The 24,512-nt window shown below is 56.4% G+C and carries 20 protein-coding genes and 1 pseudogene; 19 read left to right on the plus strand and 2 right to left on the minus strand.

The genetic code is table 11. From position 1 onward, the window contains the following. Positions 1 to 315: 315 nt before the first annotated feature. The 3 genes from J0F90_RS03010 (at position 316) to J0F90_RS03020 (ending at position 8,847) form a co-directional block, all read left to right on the plus strand. Positions 316 to 933, plus strand: a complete 618-nt coding sequence (locus J0F90_RS03010; RefSeq protein WP_033641316.1) for a tyrosine-type DNA invertase — start codon at positions 316 to 318, stop codon at positions 931 to 933. 852 nt (positions 934 to 1,785) lie between these two features. After that, positions 1,786 to 8,289, plus strand: coding sequence for an invasin domain 3-containing protein (locus J0F90_RS03015; RefSeq protein ID WP_327279476.1), 6,504 nt, complete (start codon positions 1,786 to 1,788; stop codon positions 8,287 to 8,289). An 84-nt stretch (positions 8,290 to 8,373) separates the two neighbouring features. Continuing rightward, positions 8,374 to 8,847, plus strand: a complete 474-nt coding sequence (locus J0F90_RS03020; RefSeq protein ID WP_033641211.1) for a hypothetical protein — start codon at positions 8,374 to 8,376, stop codon at positions 8,845 to 8,847. 359 nt (positions 8,848 to 9,206) lie between these two features. Here J0F90_RS03020 and J0F90_RS03025 read toward each other — a convergent pair whose 3' ends face one another. Then, complete coding sequence (locus tag J0F90_RS03025) at positions 9,207 to 10,478, minus strand: RNA-directed DNA polymerase (protein ID WP_072009632.1); 1,272 nt, start codon at positions 10,476 to 10,478, stop codon at positions 9,207 to 9,209. A 556-nt stretch (positions 10,479 to 11,034) separates the two neighbouring features. On the opposite strand from J0F90_RS03025, the gene J0F90_RS03030 reads away from it, so the two are divergent. The 14 genes and pseudogenes from J0F90_RS03030 to J0F90_RS03090 all read left to right on the plus strand — a co-directional run. Then, positions 11,035 to 11,496: a CaiF/GrlA family transcriptional regulator gene (locus J0F90_RS03030; protein ID WP_072009631.1), complete on the plus strand. Its 462-nt coding sequence runs from the start codon at positions 11,035 to 11,037 to the stop codon at positions 11,494 to 11,496. A 238-nt stretch (positions 11,497 to 11,734) separates the two neighbouring features. Next, positions 11,735 to 11,923, plus strand: coding sequence for an ANR family transcriptional regulator (locus J0F90_RS03035; protein WP_151250762.1), 189 nt, complete (start codon positions 11,735 to 11,737; stop codon positions 11,921 to 11,923). Between the two features lie 695 nt (positions 11,924 to 12,618). After that, positions 12,619 to 13,161: a hypothetical protein gene (locus J0F90_RS03040; protein ID WP_126186566.1), complete on the plus strand. Its 543-nt coding sequence runs from the start codon at positions 12,619 to 12,621 to the stop codon at positions 13,159 to 13,161. Positions 13,162 to 13,180: 19 nt separating this feature from the next. Next, positions 13,181 to 13,882, plus strand: a complete 702-nt coding sequence (locus J0F90_RS03045) for a hypothetical protein (protein ID WP_033641207.1) — start codon at positions 13,181 to 13,183, stop codon at positions 13,880 to 13,882. 177 nt (positions 13,883 to 14,059) lie between these two features. After that, complete coding sequence (locus J0F90_RS03050) at positions 14,060 to 14,311, plus strand: ANR family transcriptional regulator (RefSeq protein ID WP_033641206.1); 252 nt, start codon at positions 14,060 to 14,062, stop codon at positions 14,309 to 14,311. 738 nt (positions 14,312 to 15,049) lie between these two features. Next, positions 15,050 to 15,472 carry a MipA/OmpV family protein gene (locus tag J0F90_RS24780; protein WP_261140115.1) on the plus strand — a complete coding sequence of 141 codons (423 nt, stop codon included), beginning with the start codon at positions 15,050 to 15,052 and terminating at the stop codon, positions 15,470 to 15,472. 47 nt (positions 15,473 to 15,519) lie between these two features. Continuing rightward, positions 15,520 to 15,804: a MipA/OmpV family protein gene (locus J0F90_RS24785; protein WP_261140117.1), complete on the plus strand. Its 285-nt coding sequence runs from the start codon at positions 15,520 to 15,522 to the stop codon at positions 15,802 to 15,804. A 161-nt stretch (positions 15,805 to 15,965) separates the two neighbouring features. Further along, a complete protein-coding gene (locus J0F90_RS03060; RefSeq protein ID WP_033641205.1) occupies positions 15,966 to 16,487 on the plus strand; it encodes a DUF4136 domain-containing protein in 522 nt (173 codons plus the stop codon). A 284-nt stretch (positions 16,488 to 16,771) separates the two neighbouring features. After that, positions 16,772 to 17,290: a Dabb family protein gene (locus J0F90_RS03065; protein WP_033641203.1), complete on the plus strand. Its 519-nt coding sequence runs from the start codon at positions 16,772 to 16,774 to the stop codon at positions 17,288 to 17,290. A gap of 38 nt (positions 17,291 to 17,328) precedes the next feature. After that, positions 17,329 to 19,626, plus strand: a complete 2,298-nt coding sequence (locus tag J0F90_RS03070) for a type VI secretion system Vgr family protein (protein WP_033641202.1) — start codon at positions 17,329 to 17,331, stop codon at positions 19,624 to 19,626. An 11-nt stretch (positions 19,627 to 19,637) separates the two neighbouring features. After that, positions 19,638 to 20,006: a hypothetical protein gene (locus tag J0F90_RS03075; protein WP_126186564.1), complete on the plus strand. Its 369-nt coding sequence runs from the start codon at positions 19,638 to 19,640 to the stop codon at positions 20,004 to 20,006. A gap of 323 nt (positions 20,007 to 20,329) precedes the next feature. Then, positions 20,330 to 20,950 (plus strand): tyrosine-type DNA invertase, encoded by a 621-nt coding sequence (locus J0F90_RS03080; protein WP_080286895.1) that lies wholly within the window; start codon positions 20,330 to 20,332, stop codon positions 20,948 to 20,950. Between the two features lie 70 nt (positions 20,951 to 21,020). Beyond that, entirely contained in the window at positions 21,021 to 21,161 is a 141-nt protein-coding gene (locus J0F90_RS03085) for a hypothetical protein (protein WP_154232127.1), read from the plus strand. A gap of 659 nt (positions 21,162 to 21,820) precedes the next feature. After that, a pseudogene (locus J0F90_RS03090) lies at positions 21,821 to 22,447 on the plus strand (aldo/keto reductase); the annotation flags it as partial. A 51-nt stretch (positions 22,448 to 22,498) separates the two neighbouring features. Here the strand turns inward: J0F90_RS03090 and rsmC are convergent. Beyond that, on the minus strand, positions 22,499 to 23,539 hold the full coding sequence (gene rsmC / locus J0F90_RS03095; protein ID WP_028127873.1) for a 16S rRNA (guanine(1207)-N(2))-methyltransferase RsmC: 1,041 nt from the start codon (positions 23,537 to 23,539) through the stop codon (positions 22,499 to 22,501). Between the two features lie 146 nt (positions 23,540 to 23,685). Here rsmC and J0F90_RS03100 point away from each other — a divergent pair, with 146 nt between their 5' ends. Next, positions 23,686 to 24,123, plus strand: a complete 438-nt coding sequence (locus J0F90_RS03100; protein WP_016929171.1) for a DNA polymerase III subunit psi — start codon at positions 23,686 to 23,688, stop codon at positions 24,121 to 24,123. After that, complete coding sequence (gene rimI / locus J0F90_RS03105) at positions 24,068 to 24,511, plus strand: ribosomal protein S18-alanine N-acetyltransferase (RefSeq protein ID WP_033641213.1); 444 nt, start codon at positions 24,068 to 24,070, stop codon at positions 24,509 to 24,511. The genes J0F90_RS03100 and rimI overlap by 56 nt, the downstream gene beginning before the upstream one ends. Position 24,512 lies beyond the last annotated feature (1 nt).

Consider the following 24,512-nt stretch of genomic DNA (forward strand, 5'->3'; position numbering starts at 1 on the left):
GCGAACAAACATTCCGCCACACCAGGGTATTTCTTCGGGCAGTGTTTATCAGCCCCCTCATAACAACACGTGCGCTCCCAACCGGCTTCGGCCGGTTTTTTGTTTTGCGGGGCATCAGTGTGTGTGCCGGTCGTGGTGGGCGCTGGTCCTCCCTCAGACGCATTCCATGCGCGGCGTTCGCGCCGAACGGTGACGCGAAAGGCACGTCTGGCGACTTACATTTTTATAATTCAGATTTATCCTTTCTATTTCGCTTATCTTATAGTGAAAAATGCTAATGTGTTTGGGGTTTTATTCATTTTTTGATGAGGTGGCATGAGCCAGCGGAAGTATTTGACGCAGTCCGAAGTGGAGCGTCTGTTGCAACAGGCCTTGGCAGGGGGAAATGCCGAGCGTGACTATTGCCTGATTTACATGAGTTTTATCCACGGCTTTCGCGTCAGCGAAGTGTGCCATTTGCGGTTGTCCGATTTGGATTTGCGGGGGCACAGTTTGTATATCCGGCGAATAAAGAGCGGGTTTTCGACCAGCCACCCCTTGCTGAAGGATGAATTGCGGGCCATCAGGGCCTGGCTGGCGGTGCGGGCGGGACTGCCGGGGGCGGACAGCGACTGGGTGTTTTTGTCGCGCCAGGGGAACGCGTTGACGCGTCAGCGGGTGTACCAAATCATCAGCCAGTTGGGTCAGGCGGCAGACATTTCCGTCGTGCCGCATCCGCATATGCTGCGTCATGCCTGTGGATTTGCGCTGGCGGACCGGGGAATTGATACGCGGCTGATACAAGATTACCTGGGGCATAAAAACATCCGTCATACCGTGCGGTATACGGCGAGTAATGCAGAACGGTTTGAAGGGGTCTGGCATCGCCCAAAAAACAAGCGAAAGAGTAGACAGTTAGGACCAAACTGTAAAGTAGTATACGCAACGCGTTGAAATAAAGTACAGCCTCGCAAGAAAAAAATCACCGAAAAATTATTATCCGATTGAATAATAATGAAATCCACTCCTCTTTAGGCACTCTCCCCCCTTTTGCCCTTTCGGGCATGTTGCACCGTATCAACGGTTATTCCCGCATCTCCCCTCGGCAAGGAAACAGTTTTTTATTCCACTCTTCAGGGGTATTGGCCCATCTATTAAGCATTAAATAGATTTTATATCTAAATAAGCCCTTTTTTTGTTGTTTTTACCAACTGGTCAAAATGGTCCTAATTGTTAAGTTCGACGCGTGCGGCGCCCGCGCTCAGGGCGGGCCCGTGATGTCCGTGTATTGCCCACGACGCTGGTGACTCCGCGTCGTGCGGTAGCCATGGCGACGCGCCGTCAGGGATTGGGGCTTTATGTCGGTGTCGTGTGATTGGGGGCGCTACCGTCAGGTTTGCGGATGACCAGGGAGGAGATGTTTGCGCAGTGGTGTCGCCGACCCCAGCGGCGTGATCGACGTTGCGCACGTTACACAGCAAAGCAAAGAGCCGCGGGGTTTCAGGAGAACGGAAACCCCGGACGATTTTTGACTCATCATCGGTGAAAACAATGAAAAACAAACACACAGGCCATGCTGGCGTCTTTTCGCGCCGACTCAGGGCGCTGACCTGGGTAAACATTGGCATACAAGCGTGCTTTCCGCTGGCGGTGGCGTTTACGCCAACAATCGCGGCGGCCGGCGGTTTCCTGCGGGATAATGGCAGTAAAACGGTGGCGAAGACCCAGATATATACCTTGGCGGCCGGAGAAACGACAGCCTCGGTGGCCCGAAAATTCGGTATCAGCATTGCAGAATTACGCAAGATGAACCAGTTTCGTACGTTTGCGCATGGCTTTGACCATCTGCAACCGGGAGACGAACTGGATGTGCCGGCGGTGCGCGCAACGGGTGATGCGTCCGGCAAGAAAACGGCTGCGCCGCACGAGGATGCACAGGCGGTGAAGGTGGCCGGCATTGCCTCGCAGGCCGGCTCTTTCCTGGCCAATAACCCCAACGGGGAGGCGGCGGCGTCGATAGCACGCGGCATGGCGATGGGGGAAGCCACGAAGGAAGTGCAGGACTGGTTGGGCCAATTTGGCACGGCGCGTGTGCGATTGGACGCGGACCAGCATTTCTCGCTGAAAAACTCCCAACTGGATCTGTTGGTTCCGGTGTTTGACCGGGACGATACCCTGGTCTTCACGCAGGGCAGTCTGCACCGTACGGATGACCGGACGCAAGCCAACCTGGGGGCTGGCGTGCGCTGGTTCAACGATGGCTGGATGCTGGGGGGGAACACTTTCCTGGATTACGACCTGTCACGCCAGCATACTCGCCTCGGGATAGGGGTAGAGTATTGGCGCGACTTCATGAAATTGGGTGCCAACAGCTATTTGCAACTGAGCAACTGGAAAGATTCTCCGGACTTCAGTGATTATAAAGAGCGCCCTGCCAATGGGTGGGATATTCGCGCGCAAGGGTGGTTGCCGGCGTTGCCGCAACTGGGCGGCAAACTGACGTATGAGCAGTACTACGGTGATGAGGTCGGGCTGTTTGGTAAGGACCATCGCCAGAAGGATCCGCACGCGTTCACTGCGGGCATCGAGTATACGCCGGTGCCGCTGGTGACGTTACGTGCTGAGCAGCGGCAGGGGAAAGACGGCGAGAACGACACCCGTTTTGGCGTGGACTTCCGCTATCAATTGGGGGCACCTTGGCAACAACAGGTTGACCCAGGCGCGGTACAGGCGATGCGTAGCCTGGCGGGCAGCCGTCATGACCTGGTGGAGCGTAACAACAATATCGTCCTGGAGTACCGCAAGAAAGAGACCATCCGCTTGCATGCCGCGTCGCTGGTGACCGGGTATGCCGGGGAGAAAAAGTCCCTGGGCGTCTCCGTCAACAGTACCCATGGCCTGGACCGCATTGACTGGTCGGCACCGGCGTTGCTGGCTGCGGGCGGGAAAATCGTCCAGGATGGTCCGCAGGCTTACAGCGTGGTGCTGCCAACCTACCAGTATGCCCCGGGCATCAACAATTACACCGTCAGCGGCGTGGCCGTGGACAAGAAGGGGAACCGGTCAAACACCAGTGAGACGCAGGTGAGTGTGCGCGCACCGGAAATTAATAAGGGGAACAGCACATTTACACCACTTGATAGCATGCTGGTCGCTGATGGCAAGAGCACTCAACATCTGACCTTGAGCGTCAGGGATGCGCAAGGCAATGCGGTGGATGTGCCTGTCTCGGAAATCAGTATCGATACGGGGAATCTGAAGTCAGCATCCGTCTCTTCGCCGGTGAAAAAAGCGATCGGGGAGTTTGAGGTAACGGTGACGGCCGGGGTGGATGAAGAAATCGTCACCCTGACGCCAAGCGTAAGTGGCGTGAAGCTTGATACAGCGCGTGTGGCGATAAACAAGGCGTTTCCAAGCAGCGTCAACTCGACGTTTGCGGCATCGCCGAAGAGTATCGCGGCGGACAACACCGCGACCTCGACGCTGACGTTCACGGCGAAGGACGCGGACGGCAACCTGATCACCACGCTGAACGCCGGTGACGTGAGCTTCGGTATCACGGCAGCGGGGGGCGACGCCAGCAAGGTGACGCTGGGTGCGGTGACCAAGGTGAGCGATGGCGTGTTCACGGCGACCCTGAAGGGGACGCTGGCGGACACCTACACCATCGTGCCGGCGGCGAACGGGACGCCGGTGAGCGGCCTGAGCGACACGGTGACGCTGACGGCGGGCACCACGCCGGATGCCGGCGAGGGCAACTCGACGTTTGCGGCATCGCCGAAGAGTATCGCGGCGGACAACACCGCGACCTCGACGCTGACGTTCACGGCGAAGGACGCGAACGGCAACCTGATCACCACGCTGAACGCCGGTGACGTGAGCTTCGGTATCACGGCGGCGGGTGGCGACACCAGCAAGGTGACGCTGGGTGCGGTGACCAAGGTGAGCGATGGCGTGTTCACGGCGACCCTGAAGGGGACGCTGGCGGACACCTACACCATCGTGCCGGCGGCGAACGGGACGCCGGTGAGCGGCCTGAGCGACACGGTGACGCTGACGGCGGGCACCACGCCGGATGCCGGCGAGGGCAACTCGACGTTTGCGGCATCGCCGAAGAGTATCGCGGCGGATGACACCGCGACCTCGACGCTGACGTTCACGGCGAAGGACGCGAACGGCAACCTGATCACCACGCTGAACGCCGGTGACGTGAGCTTCGGTATCACGGCGGCGGGTGGCGACACCAGCAAGGTGACGCTGGGTGCGGTGACCAAGGTGAGCGATGGCGTGTTCACGGCGACCCTGAAGGGGACGCTGGCGGACACCTACACCATCGTGCCGGCGGCGAACGGGACGCCGGTGAGCGGCCTGAGCGACACGGTGACGCTGACGGCGGGCACCACGCCGGATGCCGGCGAGGGCAACTCGACGTTTGCGGCATCGCCGAAGAGTATCGCGGCGGATGACACCGCGACCTCGACGCTGACGTTCACGGCGAAGGACGCGAACGGCAACCTGATCACCACGCTGAACGCCGGTGACGTGAGCTTCGGTATCACGGCGGCGGGTGGCGACACCAGCAAGGTGACGCTGGGTACGGTGACCAAGGTGAGCGATGGCGTGTTCACGGCGACCCTGAAGGGGACGCTGGCGGACACCTACACCATCGTGCCGGCGGCGAACGGGACGCCGGTGAGCGGCCTGAGCGACACGGTGACGCTGACGGCGGGCACCACGCCGGATGCCGGCGAGGGCAACTCGACGTTTGCGGCATCGCCGAAGAGTATCGCGGCGGACAACACCGCGACCTCGACGCTGACGTTCACGGCGAAGGACGCGAACGGCAACCTGATCACCACGCTGAACGCCGGTGACGTGAGCTTCGGTATCACGGCGGCGGGTGGCGACACCAGCAAGGTGACGCTGGGTGCGGTGACGAAGGTGAGCGATGGCGTGTTCACGGCGACCCTGAAGGGGACGCTGGCGGACACCTACACCATCGTGCCGGCGGCGAACGGGACGCCGGTGAGCGGCCTGAGCGACACGGTGACGCTGACGGCGGGCACCACGCCGGATGCCGGCGAGGGCAACTCGACGTTTGCGGCATCGCCGAAGAGTATCGTGGCGGACAACACCGCGACCTCGACGCTGACGTTCACGGCGAAGGACGCGAACGGCAACCTGATCACCACGCTGAACGCCGGTGACGTGAGCTTCGGTATCACGGCGGCGGGTGGCGACACCAGCAAGGTGACGCTGGGTGCGGTGACCAAGGTGAGCGATGGCGTGTTCACGGCGACCCTGAAGGGGACGCTGGCGGACACCTACACCATCGTGCCGGCGGCGAACGGGACGCCGGTGAGCGGCCTGAGCGACACGGTGACGCTGACGGCGGGCACCACGCCGGATGCCGGCGAGGGCAACTCGACGTTTGCGGCATCGCCGAAGAGTATCGCGGCGGACAACACCGCGACCTCGACGCTGACGTTCACGGCGAAGGACGCGAACGGCAACCTGATCACCACGCTGAACGCCGGTGACGTGAGCTTCGGTATCACGGCGGCGGGTGGCGACACCAGCAAGGTGACGCTGGGTGCGGTGACCAAGGTGAGCGATGGCGTGTTCACGGCGACCCTGAAGGGGACGCTGGCGGACACCTACACCATCGTGCCGGCGGCGAACGGGACGCCGGTGAGCGGCCTGAGCGACACGGTGACGCTGACGGCGGGCACCACGCCGGATGCCGGCGAGGGCAACTCGACGTTTGCGGCATCGCCGAAGAGTATCGCGGCGGATGACACCGCGACCTCGACGCTGACGTTCACGGCGAAGGACGCGAACGGCAACCTGATCACCACGCTGAACGCCGGTGACGTGAGCTTCGGTATCACGGCGGCGGGTGGCGACACCAGCAAGGTGACGCTGGGTACGGTGACCAAGGTGAGCGATGGCGTGTTCACGGCGACCCTGAAGGGGACGCTGGCGGACACCTACACCATCGTGCCGGCGGCGAACGGGACGCCGGTGAGCGGCCTGAGCGACACGGTGACGCTGACGGCGGGCACCACGCCGGATGCCGGCGAGGGCAACTCGACGTTTGCGGCATCGCCGAAGAGTATCGCGGCGGACAACACCGCGACCTCGACGCTGACGTTCACGGCGAAGGACGCGAACGGCAACCTGATCACCACGCTGAACGCCGGTGACGTGAGCTTCGGTATCACGGCGGCGGGTGGCGACACCAGCAAGGTGACGCTGGGTGCGGTGACGAAGGTGAGCGATGGCGTGTTCACGGCGACCCTGAAGGGGACGCTGGCGGACACCTACACCATCGTGCCGGCGGCGAACGGGACGCCGGTGAGCGGCCTGAGCGACACGGTGACGCTGACGGCGGGCACCACGCCGGATGCCGGCGAGGGCAACTCGACGTTTGCGGCATCGCCGAAGAGTATCGTGGCGGACAACACCGCGACCTCGACGCTGACGTTCACGGCGAAGGACGCGAACGGCAACCTGATCACCACGCTGAACGCCGGTGACGTGAGCTTCGGTATCACGGCGGCGGGTGGCGACACCAGCAAGGTGACGCTGGGTGCGGTGACCAAGGTGAGCGATGGCGTGTTCACGGCGACCCTGAAGGGGACGCTGGCGGACACCTACACCATCGTGCCGGCGGCGAACGGGACGCCGGTGAGCGGCCTGAGCGACACGGTGACGCTGACGGCGGGCACCACGCCGGATGCCGGCGAGGGCAACTCGACGTTTGCGGCATCGCCGAAGAGTATCGCGGCGGACAACACCGCGACCTCGACGCTGACGTTCACGGCGAAGGACGCGAACGGCAACCTGATCACCACGCTGAACGCCGGTGACGTGAGCTTCGGTATCACGGCGGCGGGTGGCGACACCAGCAAGGTGACGCTGGGTGCGGTGACCAAGGTGAGCGATGGCGTGTTCACGGCGACCCTGAAGGGGACGCTGGCGGACACCTACACCATCGTGCCGGCGGCGAACGGGACGCCGGTGAGCGGCCTGAGCGACACGGTGACGCTGACGGCGGGCACCACGCCGGATGCCGGCGAGGGCAACTCGACGTTTGCGGCATCGCCGAAGAGTATCGCGGCGGATGACACCGCGACCTCGACGCTGACGTTCACGGCGAAGGACGCGAACGGCAACCTGATCACCACGCTGAACGCCGGTGACGTGAGCTTCGGTATCACGGCGGCGGGTGGCGACACCAGCAAGGTGACGCTGGGTGCGGTGACCAAGGTGAGCGATGGCGTGTTCACGGCGACCCTGAAGGGGACGCTGGCGGACACCTACACCATCGTGCCGGCGGCGAACGGGACGCCGGTGAGCGGCCTGAGCGACACGGTGACGCTGACGGCGGGCACCACGCCGGATGGCACGCGGTCGACGTTCAGCTCGGATGTCGGAGCCATTATCCCGGACGGCACGGACACGGCGACCCTGAGCTTTGTCGCGAAAGATGCGTATGATAATGCCATCAGTGGTCTGGCTGGGTTGACCTTTGTTGCGACGCCGTCCGGCGCAACACTGAGTGCTGTCACGGAGGTTGGTAATGGTATCTACACGGCGACGATGACCAGCACCCAGACCGGTAGTTACACGGTCGTACCGCAACTGAATGGCAGTCAGGTTGGTAGCCTGGGCGAGACGATATCCGTCGCGACGGTCGCTACGGCGGTGCAGGACATCCTGGTGAATGGTTACACGTACGCTGTGGACGCGGGTTTCCCGAAAACCGGGTTTGCGGGGGCGAAGTTCACCGTACAATTGAATGGCGGTGAGCCGACGGACTACACCTGGACGTCGAGTGCGTCCTGGGCGTCGGTTTCCGCAGGCGGGGAAGTGACCTTCACAGGCAAGGGTGACAGCACGCCGGTCACCGTCACAGCCACGTCAAAACTCGACCCGACCAAGGCATTTGAATATACCTTCACGCTGAACGACTGGTACATCAATAACGGGTCAACGATCATGACATGGTCTGCGGCCAACACGTACTGCACGAATCAGGGCGCGTCTCTGGCGACCCGTCTGCAACTGGGCGGCCCACAACTGACCACTTATCAGTACAACGTTCGCGGTACGGTTGGTTCGCTGTGGAGTGAGTGGGGGGATGTGAGTACGTACACCGGCTCGGGCTTCCCGAGTAGCTCCGGCACCTGGACGTCCGAGGTCTTCAGCAGTGGTCTCCACTACTCCGTCGGCGTGGCCACGGGCTTCGTCGACTACTACCCCGACAGCAACAGCAGCTACGTTGCGTGTCGGCAGGGTCTTTAACCTTTAGCGTTTAGATTTTAACCTTGGTTTTTATTGTTCCTTGACCGGCACCTTTGGGTGCCGGTCCGAAATAAAGGAGACGGCATGAATATTGAAGAAAAATTAGGCTTAAGTGCAAGAAAGGGGAAAATAACCCTATTGAGGGAGGGATTGTTCTTGCGGTGTTATGAGGAGTCTCTTTATGCAGTGATTAATGGTCCATACCCCACGTTAAGCGTGATAAGTCGAGCATTCAAAAATCTCAATGGTCGTCGTGTATTATACGGCGGATTTCCGGAGCCTCAACTTCGCAAAATCCTTCCTGACGCCATTGAAATGGAGTGGGGATATGAATGCGGCTGTCATGATATAGACACCGAGAAATATCGTGCCTGGTGGGACAATATTGTACATCACATGGACATGGCAAATAATGAGAAGGTGCAGGAGCAAAACGGTGTACAGATTTTATTGGATGGTGAGTGCTGTCGATTTTTGGCATCATGGCAACCAGAGGCCTTTCCGTCTGCTGTTGATGCGGGATTTATTGCCGCCGTAAAGAAAAAAGCGGGGGTGTAGTCATTACAATGACTCGTTGCAAAAGGCGGGATTGAGCAGTGGTGCAGGCGGTGCGTAAGGACTGTATCGCCAAGGCGTAACAGGAATATGCTATAAAAGAAGACCGACCCACCCCACGACCTCCCTATTGGCGAGGGCGTTATAAAGGGGCAAACTTCGAAAGAGGGTAAGCTGAAATAAAGAGGGAGGGTAAGTGAGCGCCGGGTGTGAGTTCGGCTCGGGCTTCCCGAGTAGCAACAACACCTGGACGTCCGAGGTCAACAGCAGTGGTAACCACTACAACGTCAACTTGACCACGGGCAACGTCAACAACAACAACGACAGCAACAGCAACTACGTTGCGTGTCGGCAGGGTGTTCTTACCCTCTGTACTGCTGCACAATCCAGTCTTGTTTACAGTATTGTTTGATACGTATGGCGCCGTAGTTTGCGTCAGCGGGGATAAACCATGTTTTAAGTAAACCTGCATAACGGTGCCATATTTGCTTGCGAAGGCGCCAGTGTTGCGTGTGTTGCATCATGCCCAAATAACTATTGATGACTGACTGAATTTGAGTGAGTAGTTCATAGTGGGGTGTAATGGGGGTACCGTTGAGATAGGCTGCCCACTTGTGGACAAAGGCGTCTGAGTTATTATGCGTGTGCCTCGGGGGATGCCCCGATAGTACTTGATTAAAGAAATGCAGTCGGTAAATGAACCGGCGAATGTTACGGTTTCTCATGTGGAGATGATGAGGATAAACGCGATACCCCAAATAATCTGCACCTTGACTGCATTTTTGAATGCTTTGTTTTTTCGGGTGTAAAGTGAGGCTTAATTCGCTCGCGCAGAACGAGGCGATAAGTTCTCGCCATTGAGACATTTTTTTTGATGAGCTGCCGAGTAGAAACAAGTCATCCATATACCGAACGTACCCTCGGGCTTTAAGTGAATGTTTAATGAAGTGGTCCAAGGGGCTTAGCCATAAATTAGCGAACATTTGACTTGCTGAAGAACCTAGTGGGAGTCCTTTGTCACTTCCTGCACCGAGTAGGGTTTTGTGTGGGGGGATGGTGTTCAGTAATCGCCTGTCGCCAGAAACAGTCCATGTGCATCGCGCTACTGGGTGGAGAATGCATCGCTCTAAAATGAAATCCAGTGTTTCATAGAGCGGGCTTTCTGATAGATAACGTTGTGTAATGGATTGGCATTGAGTCAGCAATGGGGTGCGCGGTATAGCGTTAAAAAAATTCTGGATATCTAACTGAAGATAATATGTGTGGTCAGGTTGGCGCATGAAGCGCTGGACTCGCTGTACCGCAGCCAGCGTGCCTTTGTTTTTCCTGTTTGCAAACGTGTCATCGATTAGCACACGTTCAACATACGGGTTTATGTGATAAACCAGCCAGCATTGCACCAACCTGTCACGAAAGGAAGGGGCATAGATTTCTCTCAGCTTTGGATCTGTGACGGCAAAGCGTGAATAAATCGACGGTTGATAACGTTGCGAACTGATTTCATCTGCCAACGTTCGACATGTTTGGGAAATTGATTCTGTGTTTAACGATTTATGTATGCTTCTGCCCATTTTAACGACGCACTGTAAAAGTTCATAATTAATTTGCTTGGCGAGTGATACCTTGAAATCCATATTTAAGCATCCAAAGGTGTATGATGATTTACTGCGATTATATAAGGCATATTGGAATGTGCATAAGCACTTGCCGCGTACGTTCAGAATAACGACAGGTGATGTTATATTGCAAACTATAACGGCATGTATAGCAGAGGTCATTTCAGCCAACCACCTGGATAAGCATGTGGCGGAGCAGCGAGCTTTGTCGGGCGAGTGCCTGGGGAGAGGTCGAACGCAGCTCGTTATTATTAGGGGGCTGCTCACGGTGGGGTGGGATATGCGTTTCATTCCCCATGGTTCATTCATGCATTTAACGTTTCAACTCGATGAAATCGAAAAACAGGTAACGAAATGGCAAGCCTGGTTTATGAATGGCTCAGCAGGCATGTAACATCATTTATCATTACCTCTCGCTTCACGTTGCATATTTCATTGGCAGAACGATGGTTATTGCATGGCGATAAAGGCCGTCGGTATTAAATAGTCGGTATTAATACGGTGTTTTGATTGCGGATGCACCTGATGTCACTACGGTGAGCAGGGCAACAGGTTGTCAAAAAGGAGCGTGAATATGACACATAATACCCTCTCCCCAAAAGATTTGCCTTCTTCTGACGGGGGCGGTACAGGTCGGTATGTTACACCGCGTCAGTCCAATCATGAGGTGTATACGTTGCCTGAATGCCTGGCCAATTTTCCACCCATGCCCCTCTATTTAGCGGTGGCGCATTTTGGTCTGCTGAGCGGGCGACCGCTGTCACGAGAAGACATTTCCCAGGCTTTTCATATCGACAGGCGTCGCGCATTGGAGGTTATGCGCTATTTGGTTAATAACGCTCCACGGGTCACCTGCAAGTGCCTGTCCCTGATGAAAGGGCGAGGATATTGCCTGCACATTATCGATATTGCTTCACCTGAGCAGGGGACTGGCGAGCCTCCCTCATGTTCAGCGCGCCCGCGTGGCAGCGCGGCTAAGCGTGAGCGAGCACAGCAGCAGATGCGGCAGTGGTTTTTGCAACGTCCCAATCCTTAGGCGGCAGTCACGGGCATCAGGGTACTCTCCTCTGGAAATAACTCCTCTATAGCGTGATGTTTGGTGTTTTGCTTACCGGTGGAATGGTGCGCATTTTGCAGCAGTAACGGCATGCTCTGGTTTGTTGCGATGCGCAACCACGGATATCCATGGTCTTGTTATGGCAGATGGAATAATGAAAGAAAGTGAAAGAATGATGAGGTTAGACGTTGGCGATTTTTTGCCTGGTGTCCACACCATGTCGACACCCAGGGCGCGTTTTCGTGTGGCAATGCGCCAGGCCGCCATGCTGGAGCGTAAGGGGTGTTTCAACGAGGCCGTGTCCTATTGGCAGGAGGCGTTGACGTTGGCGGTATCGGAGCGCGAGCGTCATTGGTGTGAGTCACGAGCGCACCTGTGCCAAAAACGCAGTATGCAGGGGGAATAACAGAATGCGTTGACTTCCCGGCAGAAAAAAAGGAGGGAAGCACAGCATCGCTTGTCAAACATAGTGGTTACATGAAGGCGAAGGTAATGAGATGAATGTGGAAAAAAGCAGTTTGCGCAGTCCGGATCGAGGAAAAGAAATGAGGCATAGCCTGTGGTGTCGGATAAGTCGTCGATGGATGTGGTTTGGGGTGGGGGCGGTGAGTGTGATGATATGGGGGATGTTGTTGGGACTTATTGTGGTGCTGGCATAAGCTCTTGCCGTACTCAGATAGTCTGCCCATTCTGAATGATGATTTGCTTCGACATTCTTGCGACCCCTTTCCGTTCGTGTCGCTTGCTCTGGCCGGAGAAGAGGACAGGAGCTTAACCGATACGGTGCGAGAATGGCCGCATAAAACACGAACGTCTTGTCTGTCTGAATAATGCAAGGGAGGAAGGTTTGAGTTTGCTGCTCAGTAATATTTACTCGCTTGATGGCTGATTATTATCGCGAACATTGTGAGATGCTATGTGCTAATAAATTAATTTGACATCGAATACCTCCCGTCAGGAGTCTTGCTCCGATCTTCTGGTGAATTATGGGGTAGGTGCCCTTTTTCTGTTTATATCGACTTTTGTGTAAAAGAGGATGTGTCGCGTCTGGCGGTGTTGTTTTTGTGTGTTAAAGATATGAAGGTGACATGATAAGACGCGTTGTTTTTATTACTCGAATTGAAAGCGCATAAAAATAGGGATTGGATTAATTGTGGAAACAAGATAGCGATTATTGCTCGTTTATATTCCCCCTTATTATTGAAGGTGCGAAAAATGGAAGGTGCGACGGCGGGAGCCTGGATATGGCTGTGGGTACTGTGGCTGAGCCTCAGTGTGTTGTTGTTGGGCGGGATGCTGTCGCTGCCCCCCAAAGACGTGGTAACTCCCCTGCCTGCCCGGCTTCCTCCCTGGGTTTTGCGGTTTGTGCAAGGGGAGATGGCGGTGGGCGGCACGGTGCGCATTGGCCTGGGGCTGGGCGGGGCCGGGTGGTGGTGCGGTGCGGCGGGCTTGTTGGTGTCGGACCTGTCTCGCAGCCTGTTGGTGGTCGGGGGTGGTACTCTGGTGCTGATAGCGCTGTTTAATGCCGGGCGTCGGGGGGTGCAGTCCCTCGTTGGGTTGGTCGTGCTGTCTGGCTTTCAGGGGGCGGGATGGGTCGTACTTCTGCTGATTGTGCTTCAGCTCTACGGGTTGTCGGTGCGATGAGAATAAGAGGGGCGGGACAATGGCAGTGAGTACAGGCAGTGAGTGTTTCAGTGGGCAGATTGCAACCGCTTCCCGCGGTCGTGTCTCGGCCCCTCTGTCGATAGCGGTGGTTGATGCATGTCAGTTCGGGCTTATTGGGTTGCACGGCTTGTTGACCCTTCCCGCGCTTTCACCGACAGCGATAGCTGTCAGTGCTCATGAGCAGGTAGAAAGCGCGCTGGTTGCTGTACACCTTGGGCAGGCAGGCATGGGGTATGGCGGTGGGGAACGGTGTCTGGTTTTGCGGCTGTCGGCGCACCCGGCGCAGGCCTTGCAACAGTTGTTGTATCTGGAACATGAACTGATGGTGCGAGCGGGTTTTCGGCGCTTGGTTGTTCTTTCACCCTTCGGGGTCAATAACGCCGTCCGGCAGGTGCTGGTCTGTGGCGGGGTGCGCCTACCGGTACGCATTGTGGATGCACGCAGCCCGGTAATGTGGTTGCGTCGCGTGGTGTTGTCGCAGGCCGGGGAGGATGAATTGCTGCCCCAGATGCCAGCGTTGATATTGTCCGCCCCCGAGCGTTGGGTTCTTGTCAGGACATTAATGGAAATCTCCATTCACCAGCAGGCGCGATTACAGCACCGCAACAACAAGACGTTGTACGCACAGCGGCACAATGCGTTGCGAAAACTCCACGCATCCGGGGTGGCAGACCTGTTGCGGCGATTTGTTTCGATGTGAAGGCATGAGGCGTTCAGTGATGTGGAGGTGGGTAATGCGAAGAAGGCAGCGAGGGCGGCGACATTATGTACTTGAACAAACGGACTATTTTCGGGAGCGGATATTGAAACGCGTGGTGTTGTGGGTGCTTTTGCCACTTCTGGCTGCGCTGTTGGTGGTGTTATGGAGGACAGGGTGATGTGGAAGCGTGCTGGGGAAGAGAAAAATGACGGCGGGCATTGGCCTGAGTTGCATGTCATGTCGACACCTGGCGAGCGCTTGCGTGCGACGTTGCAGCAGGCGGCGGCGTTGGAACGGGCCGGGTGTTTTGATGATGCGGCAAATTACTGGCTGGCGGGCCTTGAATTGGCCCGGCACGGGAATGAGCAGCACTGGTGTGAGGTGCGGGCGCTGCTGTGTCAAAAGCGAAGCGCGGAACCACGACGTTAATCGTGCTGACCCGTCAGCGTGTGCGGCGGGCTAATCATTTCGCCTGGACAGCTGTGGTTATCTGGTTGTTTCTCGGGGCTGTGGTGGTGATGTTTTGGTCTGGGCGTGGTGTGGGGCGCTGGTTGTCCCGGCTGGGGCATGGCGTGATAAGTGGATTGATGTAGGTGGCAGAGTCTTCGGTAAGGGGGAAAGATGCAAAGATGTCGGCAACGGCATGTCTATGTCCGAAGGTTGCGAATGATGGGGCGTCGTATGGTGTGGCTGGGTGTGGTGACGGTAATCATGGTGATATGGGGGCTGTTGCTGGGGCTTATCGTATGGCTGGAGTGGTGAGACGTGGTCCTTCCGGCAGTGACGCCAGTAGGCCAGCGCAATCAAAGTAATAAACAGCGCATTGAACGACAGCCAGATAAACACGATGACCATCACTGTTCCCATGAAATCATTTCCTCAACGTTAAACGGGGGAGTCCATCAGGTGCGAGGCGGGCTCGGTGTGATGGTGTTCATGGAGTGACATTATTATCGGGAGAATTGATAAGTAAAGTTTATGTTTTTGGTGTGTTGTGGATAGTGATAGAGCGCACGTTAATTGATGGAAAAATACAGGGTGGTGCTATTTTGGCGAGTTGGCGATTGAAAAGGCATCGCTAGAAAAGGTATTCAACGCGAGGTGGCAAAATGAAATCAGTAATATTGTTAAGTTTTTTTTGTTGTTTTTTCGGGGGCGGTCTCGCCCATGAGCTATGCACAAGATGAGGGTGCAGCGTTTCATGTGGCTGCGGGGGTGGCGACAGAACCGGCCTATGTCGGGTCATCGCATTATGTCGCGCAGCCGGTATATGACGCAGGCGGCAGTTATCGCAACGCCACATGGGGCACGTTTGAGCTCGGTGTTTTACAGGGAGCCCGCTGGCAATTGCCGTTGTCGTCGCCACTGGGTGTGGCGTTACTGATGGCTTACGATGCCGGTCGTGACGAGCGCATACGTACGCTTGGCGGCCACAATACGCAGTTGCGCGGTATGGGGGACTTAGGGGGAGCATTGGAGGCCGGTGCCGAGTTGAGTTATCAGTTTGCGCCGGCACGGGTTTATGTCAAGGGGATGCAGGCACTGCGTTCGCGCGACTACGGCGATGAGGCGCTTGGGCATACGGCCTAGTAGACCTGGGGGGCGACGGTGAACATGACCTTGACGCGCAATGGACGCTGAGCAGCAAGTTTTACGCGACCTGGGCCAATGGCGGTTATCAGCGCGGGTATTTTGGCGTGACGCCGGCGCAAGCGGCACGAACGGACTTTGCGGCTTATCATCCTAAATCCGGCATCAGGCAGGTGACGGCAGAAGCGGCATTGAACTACCAGTGGACATCCAGCGTGGCATTACAAGGGGGCGTGGAAGTGTATCGGCTGACCGGTGATGCGGCGGACAGCCCATTGGTGGAGAAGAGCCTGGCCGGTATGGCGTTTCTGAGTGCCAGTTATCAATTTTAAGCGAGAAGCCACATGTCCCGTGCTTCGATAACGGTCGATGCCACGGGTAACGTAATAAGGTATGGCGTTGCAACTGACGTCAACGCCAAATCCCGGTGGCCATTTCCAATAGGAGGCGTAAATGTCGGTGTGATGGCCAAAGACTGCTTGCGAGGTGTGTTATGCGTATATTTTGGGGTTTTATGATGGCGGGCTCAATCCTGCTTTTGTCGGCTTGTGCTGAGAAACCGCAGGTGACCGCCGATTACGATCATGGCGTCAATTTCAGTCAGTATCACACCTACGGTTTTGCTGCCAAAGAAGAAAAGTACCAAACGCTGACGGATGAGTACATTCGTCTGTCTGTTGCTCAGGAAATGCAGCGACGAGGTTATACATTCAGCGCCCGTCCCGACCTCTTGATTTATTGGCATGCTTCTACACAGAACAAAGTGCAGATGGATGATGAGCCCTCTCTAATTGGCCGTGTCGGGTACGCTGGCTGGGCAGGGTATAATCAAAGCCTATGGACGTATACCGAGGGCATGTTGACAGTGGATCTGGTTGACAGGAATAAGCGCCAACTGGTGTGGCGCGCGACAGCCAGCCATGTCCTGGATGCGGATAAGGCGGTGAGTCAGGAAGATATCGGGCAAACGGTTACGGCTTTATTTTCGGCCTATCCAGTTCCGGGGGCTGAGTAAACGCCGTTATAGCGAGGGCTAAATGCTGCGAATAAGGTTTATTGATGTGATGGGCATTATTGTTTGTGGCGAATGTTTTCCGAAAGACAGGGGTATCATTAAAAATATTTGACTTTGCACGCCTCCCGTGAGGAGGATTAATGCATCCCTTGGGGATGATGTGAAATGTGTATTCCTTTTGCCAGACTTCCCTGTTGGTCACCCCACAATGTCGGGGTGACATTTTTTCTACTTCCTCGCTGATGCTTTTTGCTGTTTCAATAATGTATAAATGGAATGGGTGAATGACCAAAGTAATGATAATCGGATTACTGTTGTTTTCTGCGGTTTTTATTGGCCTGTGTATTTATTTTCAGGATAAAGAGGGCGCCATGTTTGATAAATTGAGTCAACAACGCCAATCTGTCGGTGGTGGTGTGTTTACCGCGGGCGACTATAAGCCTGGGCTTTTAAAGCATATCGTGCTGTTTAAATATAAAAAGACCATCACGCAAGCCCAGCGGGATGCAGTGACGAGTCGGTTTTTATCGCTCAAGCGCTCAATGCGACCGGGGGCGGATGCGCCTTATATTCTCTCTATTGTTGAAGGTGTGCAAAACAGTGGGGAAGGGGTGGATGGCGGATTTGAACAGGGATTTATTGTGACGTTCAAGTCTGAAGGTGACCGCAATTATTACGTGGGAAAACCTCTGGTAGATACAGAGGGGGATTACGATGAGGCCCATGACGCGTTCAAGCAATTTGTGGCCCCCCTGCTCAGTGACGATAACGGCGTGCTGGTGTTTGATTTTTCACTGAGGTGATGACGTCAGTGATGTGAGAGTTTTATGGAGAAAACACGATGAACAGAATGATAACGGTCCATACCTCGCTTGATGATACCCCCTTTTTTTTTCAATCATTGACCGGCAAGGAAGCCCTGTCATCACTGTACACCTTCCATGTCGACGTGCTTTGCGAAGCGCAACCTGTCGACCCTAAAAAACTGCTGGGGCAAACGCTGACGGTGGGATGTTACCAAACCCCGCTGACCCCACCACGCTATTTGTCGGGCATCATGACGCGGGTTGAGGTCAAGGGGCGGGACAGCAATGACCGCTATGACCGTTATACCCTTACCGTCAAACCCGCCTTGTGGTATCTGGGGCAGGGACGGGATTGCCGGATATGGCAAGAGAAAAGCGTGCCGGACATCATCACCACACTGTTGCGTGAGCAGAATATTGCGTTTGAGAACCGCCTGAGCTGGGATTATCGGTGTTGGGAGTATTGCGTGCAATATCAGGAAAGCGACTTCGATTTTATCAGCCGCCTGATGGAGCATGAAGGTATCTATTACTACTTCCTGCACGATAACGGGAAACACACGCTGGTGCTGGCTGATGCACCCGAGCAGCACGAGGTGCTCAGTGGTTTCGCCACCTTCCCGTGTATTGACGAGACGGCGAGTGATGTCTCCGAGCTGGGGATTGCACACTGGCGGGTGTCCGAGACGATGTCCGCGTCGCTGTATCTGACTGACGACTATGATTTTCGCCGGCCGCGTGCCAACCTGCTGCAAGCGAGACAAAATCCCGCCCCTGACGGCCAGCAAGAGGCCGTCGTGTTTGACTGGCCGGGGCGGTATACCCGGCATGACGACGGGGCATTTTACGGTCGAATTCGCCAGCAGGAGCTTGCGTGTGCACAGGCACAGATGTCGGGGGAAACCCCGTCGCTGGGCATGGCACCAGGGCATGCCTTTACCCTGACGCGGGCGGCGCGCCCGGAAGATAACCGGACCTATATCGTCAGCGGTGCAGAGTATTTTTTCAGTGAGGCCGGTTATTACAGTCAGGATGACGAAGAGGCGACACCGGTACATCGCACGGTCTTTACCGCCCACCCGGCGGCCCTGAGCTGGCGTCCAGCCCGGCAAACTGCCTGGCCGCGGACATACGGCCCGCAAACAGCGGAGGTGGTGGGGCCACAGGGGCAGACCATCTGGACCGATGAATACGGGCGCATCAAACTCAGGTTCCGTTGGGACCGCCATAACGCCCCCGGTAATGACCAGGCAGCCTGCTGGGTGCGTGTGTCCAGCGCCTGGGCCGGATGGGGCTATGGCAGTCTCCAGGTGCCTCGTGTCGGGGAGGAGGTTATCGTCGATTTTATCAACGGTGACCCGGACCGTCCCATCGTCACCGGCCGCGTGTATAACCAGGACAGCATGCCGCCGTGGGATTTGCCGGCGGATGCGACCAAAATGGGCTTCATGACGCGTTCTGCGGGCGGAACCCCCGAGAACGGCAGCTTTTTGGTGTTTGACGATGCACCGGGGCGTGAGACGTTTGACATGCACGCCGAACGTGACATGAGCATGAGCACTGAACGTGACCTGACGGTGAATATCGAGGGGGCACGGACCACGCGGGTGAAGGGCGAAGACCGCTACACGTTCGATGATAGCCAGCGTGTACGTATCGCCAAGGGGCGGCAGGTTGATATCGCGGCGGGCGGTGATAACCGAGAGGTCACGGGGGACAGCACGACTACCTTGCACGGCAAGCAGACGGTTATCATTGACGGCGAGCTGGTTGAGGAATACCGGGACGGGCAAACAACCACCCTCACCGCCGGTGGCCAAACGCTGAAGATACACGCCGGTGGCCAAACGATAATCATCAGCGAGGGTGGTCGGTCCATTGACATCGTTGGCGATGCAAAAAAAAAGATAACCGGCAACGAGCGCGAGGACACGACGGGGGAATGGACGAAGTCGGTGACGGGTACCATTAACATCCTGTCCGATGCGGATGTGAACATTAAAAGCGCCACGAAAATCACGCTGGATGCGCCCAATCAAAAGGCCACTACCGGCAAGGGGCACAGCGAAAGCTTTACCGGCCACTCTTTCAGCATGACGGGTGCATCGGAAAGCTTTACCGGCAGTTCGGTCAGTTTTACCAACTCATCGGTCAGTTTTACGGCGTCGAGTGTTTCGATGGGCATGTTCTCCATCAGTAACACGCCGTTTAAATTATCAAAACATGATAACCATCTTGAATTTGTCAGCGGTAATAAAACGCTCACCAGTACTCTTCTCTCTTTCAAGAGTGATTACAGTGCGTTTGTGAGCGCCCTGACGACGATTGCGTGAAGGGGAATGGTGTGGGTATGGTCAATGTTGCGTTCTGGTCAAATGTGGCCCTTATCCTGGCGCTATTGCTGCTGGTCATGGTGGGGATTTGGAACGCTTGCCGAGCGGCCCGAAAAAATCGGGTCATTATGAAGCATGGAAAGGAAACCCGTGCGCTGATTGTGAATGCTACGCCACATAAGAGACAGGTTGTGGTGGGGAAGGTGTCGGTGAAATTACAACTGACTTATACGGTAGATAGGGTGGGGTATTATGTTCTGAAGGATGTCATTGTATCGCCCTATTATGTGAACGCATTTAAGGCCGGAGAGGAAGTACTTATTCGCTATAGCGAGAGATGTTCGGGCGATATTATTATAGTAGGCGAAGTGGATAATTAGCGTTGCTGTGTTGTGAAGTTAGCGGTGGAGGTTTTTGTCTTTTTAAAATTGGCTTGGTGTCGCCAGGCATTAATGGCGCTTAATAAATAAGCAGGTGTAACTATTCATTAGTTGTGGAGTGCGAGTTTTTGTGACTGGCAGGGGCTGCCTGTGTTTCTATAAGTGGATTGATTTATCATGGTGCATTATAGTGCTGTGACTGAAATTGTTGATATTATTGTCTTAATTATATCAAATAAAACAAAATCCCTTTTCAAGTCAGGCGTTGCTGCTACCTTCAATACCGAACCGATATAAGACTACTCCTAAATGGTGAGGGTGTGATGAAGCGCAAATATCTAACTGGGGAAGAAATAACAAGGCTACTTAAGACTATTTCTATGAATATGGTTTCTGTTCGTGATTATTGTATGACAAGCATGGCGTTTTTGCACGGCCTCAGGGTCAGTGAGTTGACGGCTTTACGACTGGCGGATTACGACCCGTTGTCCAGGAAGATTTATATCGCCAGACTCAAAGGCGGGATGAGTACCAGTCATCCCTTGCTGCCGGAGGAGAATGCGGCCTTGCAGGTGTGGCTTGCTGAACGACAGGCGTTGACGGGGCAATGCCAGCCCTGGTTATTTTTGTCGCGTAGGGGCAATCGATTGTCACGGCAAGGGTTTTACCAGTTACTGCGGCGTTATGGTGAACGTGCCAATTTATCGCTTCCAGTTCATCCTCATATGCTCAGGCACGCCTGTGGATATAATCTCGCAGAGCGGGGGAATGATACGCGGTTGATACAGGATTACCTTGGGCATCGCAATATTCGACATACCGTGCTGTATACGGCGGCGAATGCCGCACGCTTTAATCACGTTTGGTTGAAAGATGCGGGGTTACCGCTGATGTCGCCATTACAGGAATCGTTGCCCCGCAATGTGCTCCATAACACCAATTAATCGAAACAGCTTGTTTAAGGTATTGTTAAACGGGTGCGAGGCTTCTTGATGAACAGGAGGGGAGGCAGGAATGAAAAAGAAACAGGAAGCCCCTTGTGTTCAGGAGGCATCACCACCATTGGGCGAAGCGGGCGTTATCGTGATGCGGGGGAGTGAGCACACTCCTCTTTATCAGCGGGTGGCGCTGCTGGCGTCTGGGAAAGCCTTTTAGTCGTCATGATGTGGCGAAAACGTTTGGAATAAATCTCGACAGTGCAGGAAATGTGATGTCTTACTTGCGCCGGGCGTGCCCTGACGTGGTGAAAAGTTGGCAATGGTATGAGCGGGGAGCAAGAGGGGCGCGCAAGCGTTATATGCAGATACTTTCAGCGCCAAATGTTGACGGAAAGCCGGTCAGGATGATGCCGGTTCATTTGTTGGGTGGAAAGAAAGAGGGCTCTCTGCAGGATATGCGTCGCCGATTTATTCGAGGAACAGCCGCAGGATTGGGGGAGGACTGAATGCAGGTCTGTACATGAGGAGAGTCTGTTGGCATGGTCGGCTTGCGTGTTGATTCAGACTTTTTTTTCGCAAGAGACAATGGCCCTGCATCGAAAGGTGTAGGGCAGTGAATGGTGACTACAGGAGTATTAATCACTTATCATATTGATTTAAATAAATAAAAATGTTTGGTGTAGAGGGTGCATAGTTTTACCTAAAATCTTTTTTTTCAGGAAATCGGTTTAGATAATAACGGGTGAGTACGATTTTTAGTCGTTTGTTTCAATGAGCTATTAGTTCGAGTAAGTGTGTATATCTATGTGTGTAATTTTTATTTTTGTTTTTATTTTATCTAATATTATCAATATTTTTGTGGTGTAGTTTTATTCCTATTATCAGCACCGGGTCGATCCGCAAGTGCCGATCGAGGACGTCGTGGGCACGATGGCGGATCTGATCCGCGAAGGCAAGATCCGCCACATCGGCCTGAGCGAGGCGTCGGTCGCCACGCTGGAGCGGGCGCACAAGGTACATCCGATCACCGCGCTGCAGACCGAGTATTCGCTGTGGACGCGCGACGCCGAGCAGGGCGTACTGGCGGCCTGCGAGCGCCTGGGCATCGGCTTTGTGCCCTACAGCCCGTTAGGACGCGGTTTCCTCACCGGCGCTATCCGGCGGCCGGAGGATCTGGCCGAGGACGATTTCCGCCGTGGCAACCCGCGCTTCCAGGGGGAAAACTTCGCCCGCAACCTGGCGCTGGTGGAGAAGGTGAGCGAGCTGGCGGCGCAGAAGGGCGTCAAACCTTCACAGCTGGCGCTGGCCTGGGTATTGGCGCAGGGGGAACACATCGTGCCGATCCCCGGCACCAAGCGCCGTCGCTATCTGGAAGAGAACGTCGCTGCGGCGGAGATCGCGCTGAGCGCGGCTGAACTGGCGGCGATAGAAGCGGTGTTTCCGCTGAGCGCGGCGGCCGGCGATCGCTACGGCGCGGAGTCGATGACCTACATCAACGGTTAAAAAAAAGCGCGGCCTGCAGGCCGCGCTCTGTCGTTTTCCGCCAACGGCGAATTATTTCTTCTTCGGCGCGCGCGGCGGACGGCCGACGGTCGCTTGGTACACCTTGAAGCGGCCGTTTTGCGCCAGCACTTCGTGGCTGCCGAAGGTGGCGTCCAGAATGTCCGGGTAGGGCAGGAAGGCGTTGGCGACGATGCGCAGCTGACCGCCGATCGGCAGGTGCTTCACCGCGCCGCGGATCAGGGTTTCGGCAGCGGTCAGGCTGGTCTGCAGCCCGTCGTGGAACGGCGGGTTGGAGATGATCATGTCGAAACGGCCGGTGATGTCGGAGTAAACGTTGCTGACGATCACTTCGCCTTCGATGCCGTTGGCGGCCAGCGTCGCGCGGCTGGACTCCACCGCGGCGGCGTTGACGTCGCTGAGGGTCAGTTTCACCTTCGGCGACAGCTTGGCCATCACCGAGGCCATCACGCCGGCGCCGCAGCCGATGTCCAGCACCTTGCCTTTCATGTGTTTTTCCAGCGTCGATAGCAGCAGTGAGCTGCCGACGTCCAGGCCGTCGCGGCTGAACACGCCCGGCAGCGTTTTCACTTCCAGATCGTGCAGCTGATAGCTGTCCCACCAGTCGTTCAGGTCGAACTCGGTCTGCGCGTCCAGGCGGCCGTGATACAGGCCGCAGCGGCGCGCGCTGTCGATTTTCACCAGCGTGACGTGGCCTTCCAGCGTCGGCTCGGCGCTGCGCACGCCGCTGCGGTTTTCACCGACCACGAACACGTCCGCGCCCACCGGCAGCAGCGCCAGGAGGTTGCACAGCTGGAATTGCGCTTCCTGTTTGCTCTTCGGCCAGTAGTACACCAGCGTGTCGCAGTCGGCGACGAAAGCGGGATCGACGGTCAAACCGAACTGCACGTTATCGCCCATCGTCCGGTTCAGTAACTGCCAGTGATGGTATTGCTGTGTGTGGACGCGCACGTCCGCGGCCTCGAATTGGGCCGGCAGGCTGTCCTGCAGGTCGCCGGCAAACAGCACGCGGCGTTCGATAAATTCATCACTGTGGCGCAGCATGACTTCACTGGCGGGGGTTAATGCAGACATCAGATATTGGCTCCTGGAAATGAGACCGGGGATTATAGAGCTTTGTGGCGATATGTTCGACGGGTTTGTTGGCGCGGGCTGCACGGGTTTGTTAGCATAGCGCGGCGCATGGCAGGCATGGCGCACCACAACGGGTAGGAATCGGCATGGCATCAAAACGCGACTGGCTGTTACAACAACTGGGTATTACGCAGTGGACATTGCGCCGCCCGGGCGTGTTGCAGGGCGAAGTGGCGGTCAGTCTGCCGCCCGAGACGCGCCTGCTGGTGGTGGCGCAGACGCTGCCGGCGCCCGACGATCCGCTGTTTTGCGACGTGCTGCGCAGCCTGGGGCTGACGCCGGCGCAAACTTACAGCCTGACGCCGGAACAGGTGGCGATGCTGCCTGCAGAGACCGCATGTAACAGTTGGCGGCTGGGCGTGGCGGAGCCGCTTGCGGTCGCCGGCGCGCAGCTACACAGCCCGGCGCTGGCCGAGCTTTCTCAAGACGCGGGGGCCAAACGCGCCCTCTGGCAGCAGATTTGTCATCATGAACACGATTTCTACCCTGACGGCGGCCGACCTGGCCACGGCCTTCACCATTGAGCAAGCCAGCCACGCTTTCCCCTGGACGGAAACCACCTTTGCCAGCAATCAGGGCGATCGCTACCTTAACCTGAAGCTGAGCGCCGATGGGGAGATGGCGGGGTTCGCCATCACGCAGATCGTGCTGGACGAAGCCACGCTGTTCAACATCGCCATTCATCCGCAGCACCAGCGCCGGGGCTTTGGCCGCCTGCTGCTCAACGCGTTGATCGAACAGCTGGAGAGCCGCGGCGTGGTCACGCTGTGGCTGGAAGTCCGCGCCTCCAACCAGGCGGCGATCGCGCTGTATGAAGATCTCGGTTTCAACGAAGTCACCGTGCGCCGCAATTATTACCCGAGCGCCCACGGCCGCGAAGACGCGATCGTGATGGCGATGCCGCTGGGGTAAT

The sequence above is a fragment of the Serratia marcescens subsp. marcescens ATCC 13880 genome, from assembly GCF_017299535.1.
GTDB lineage: Bacteria > Pseudomonadota > Gammaproteobacteria > Enterobacterales > Enterobacteriaceae > Serratia > Serratia marcescens.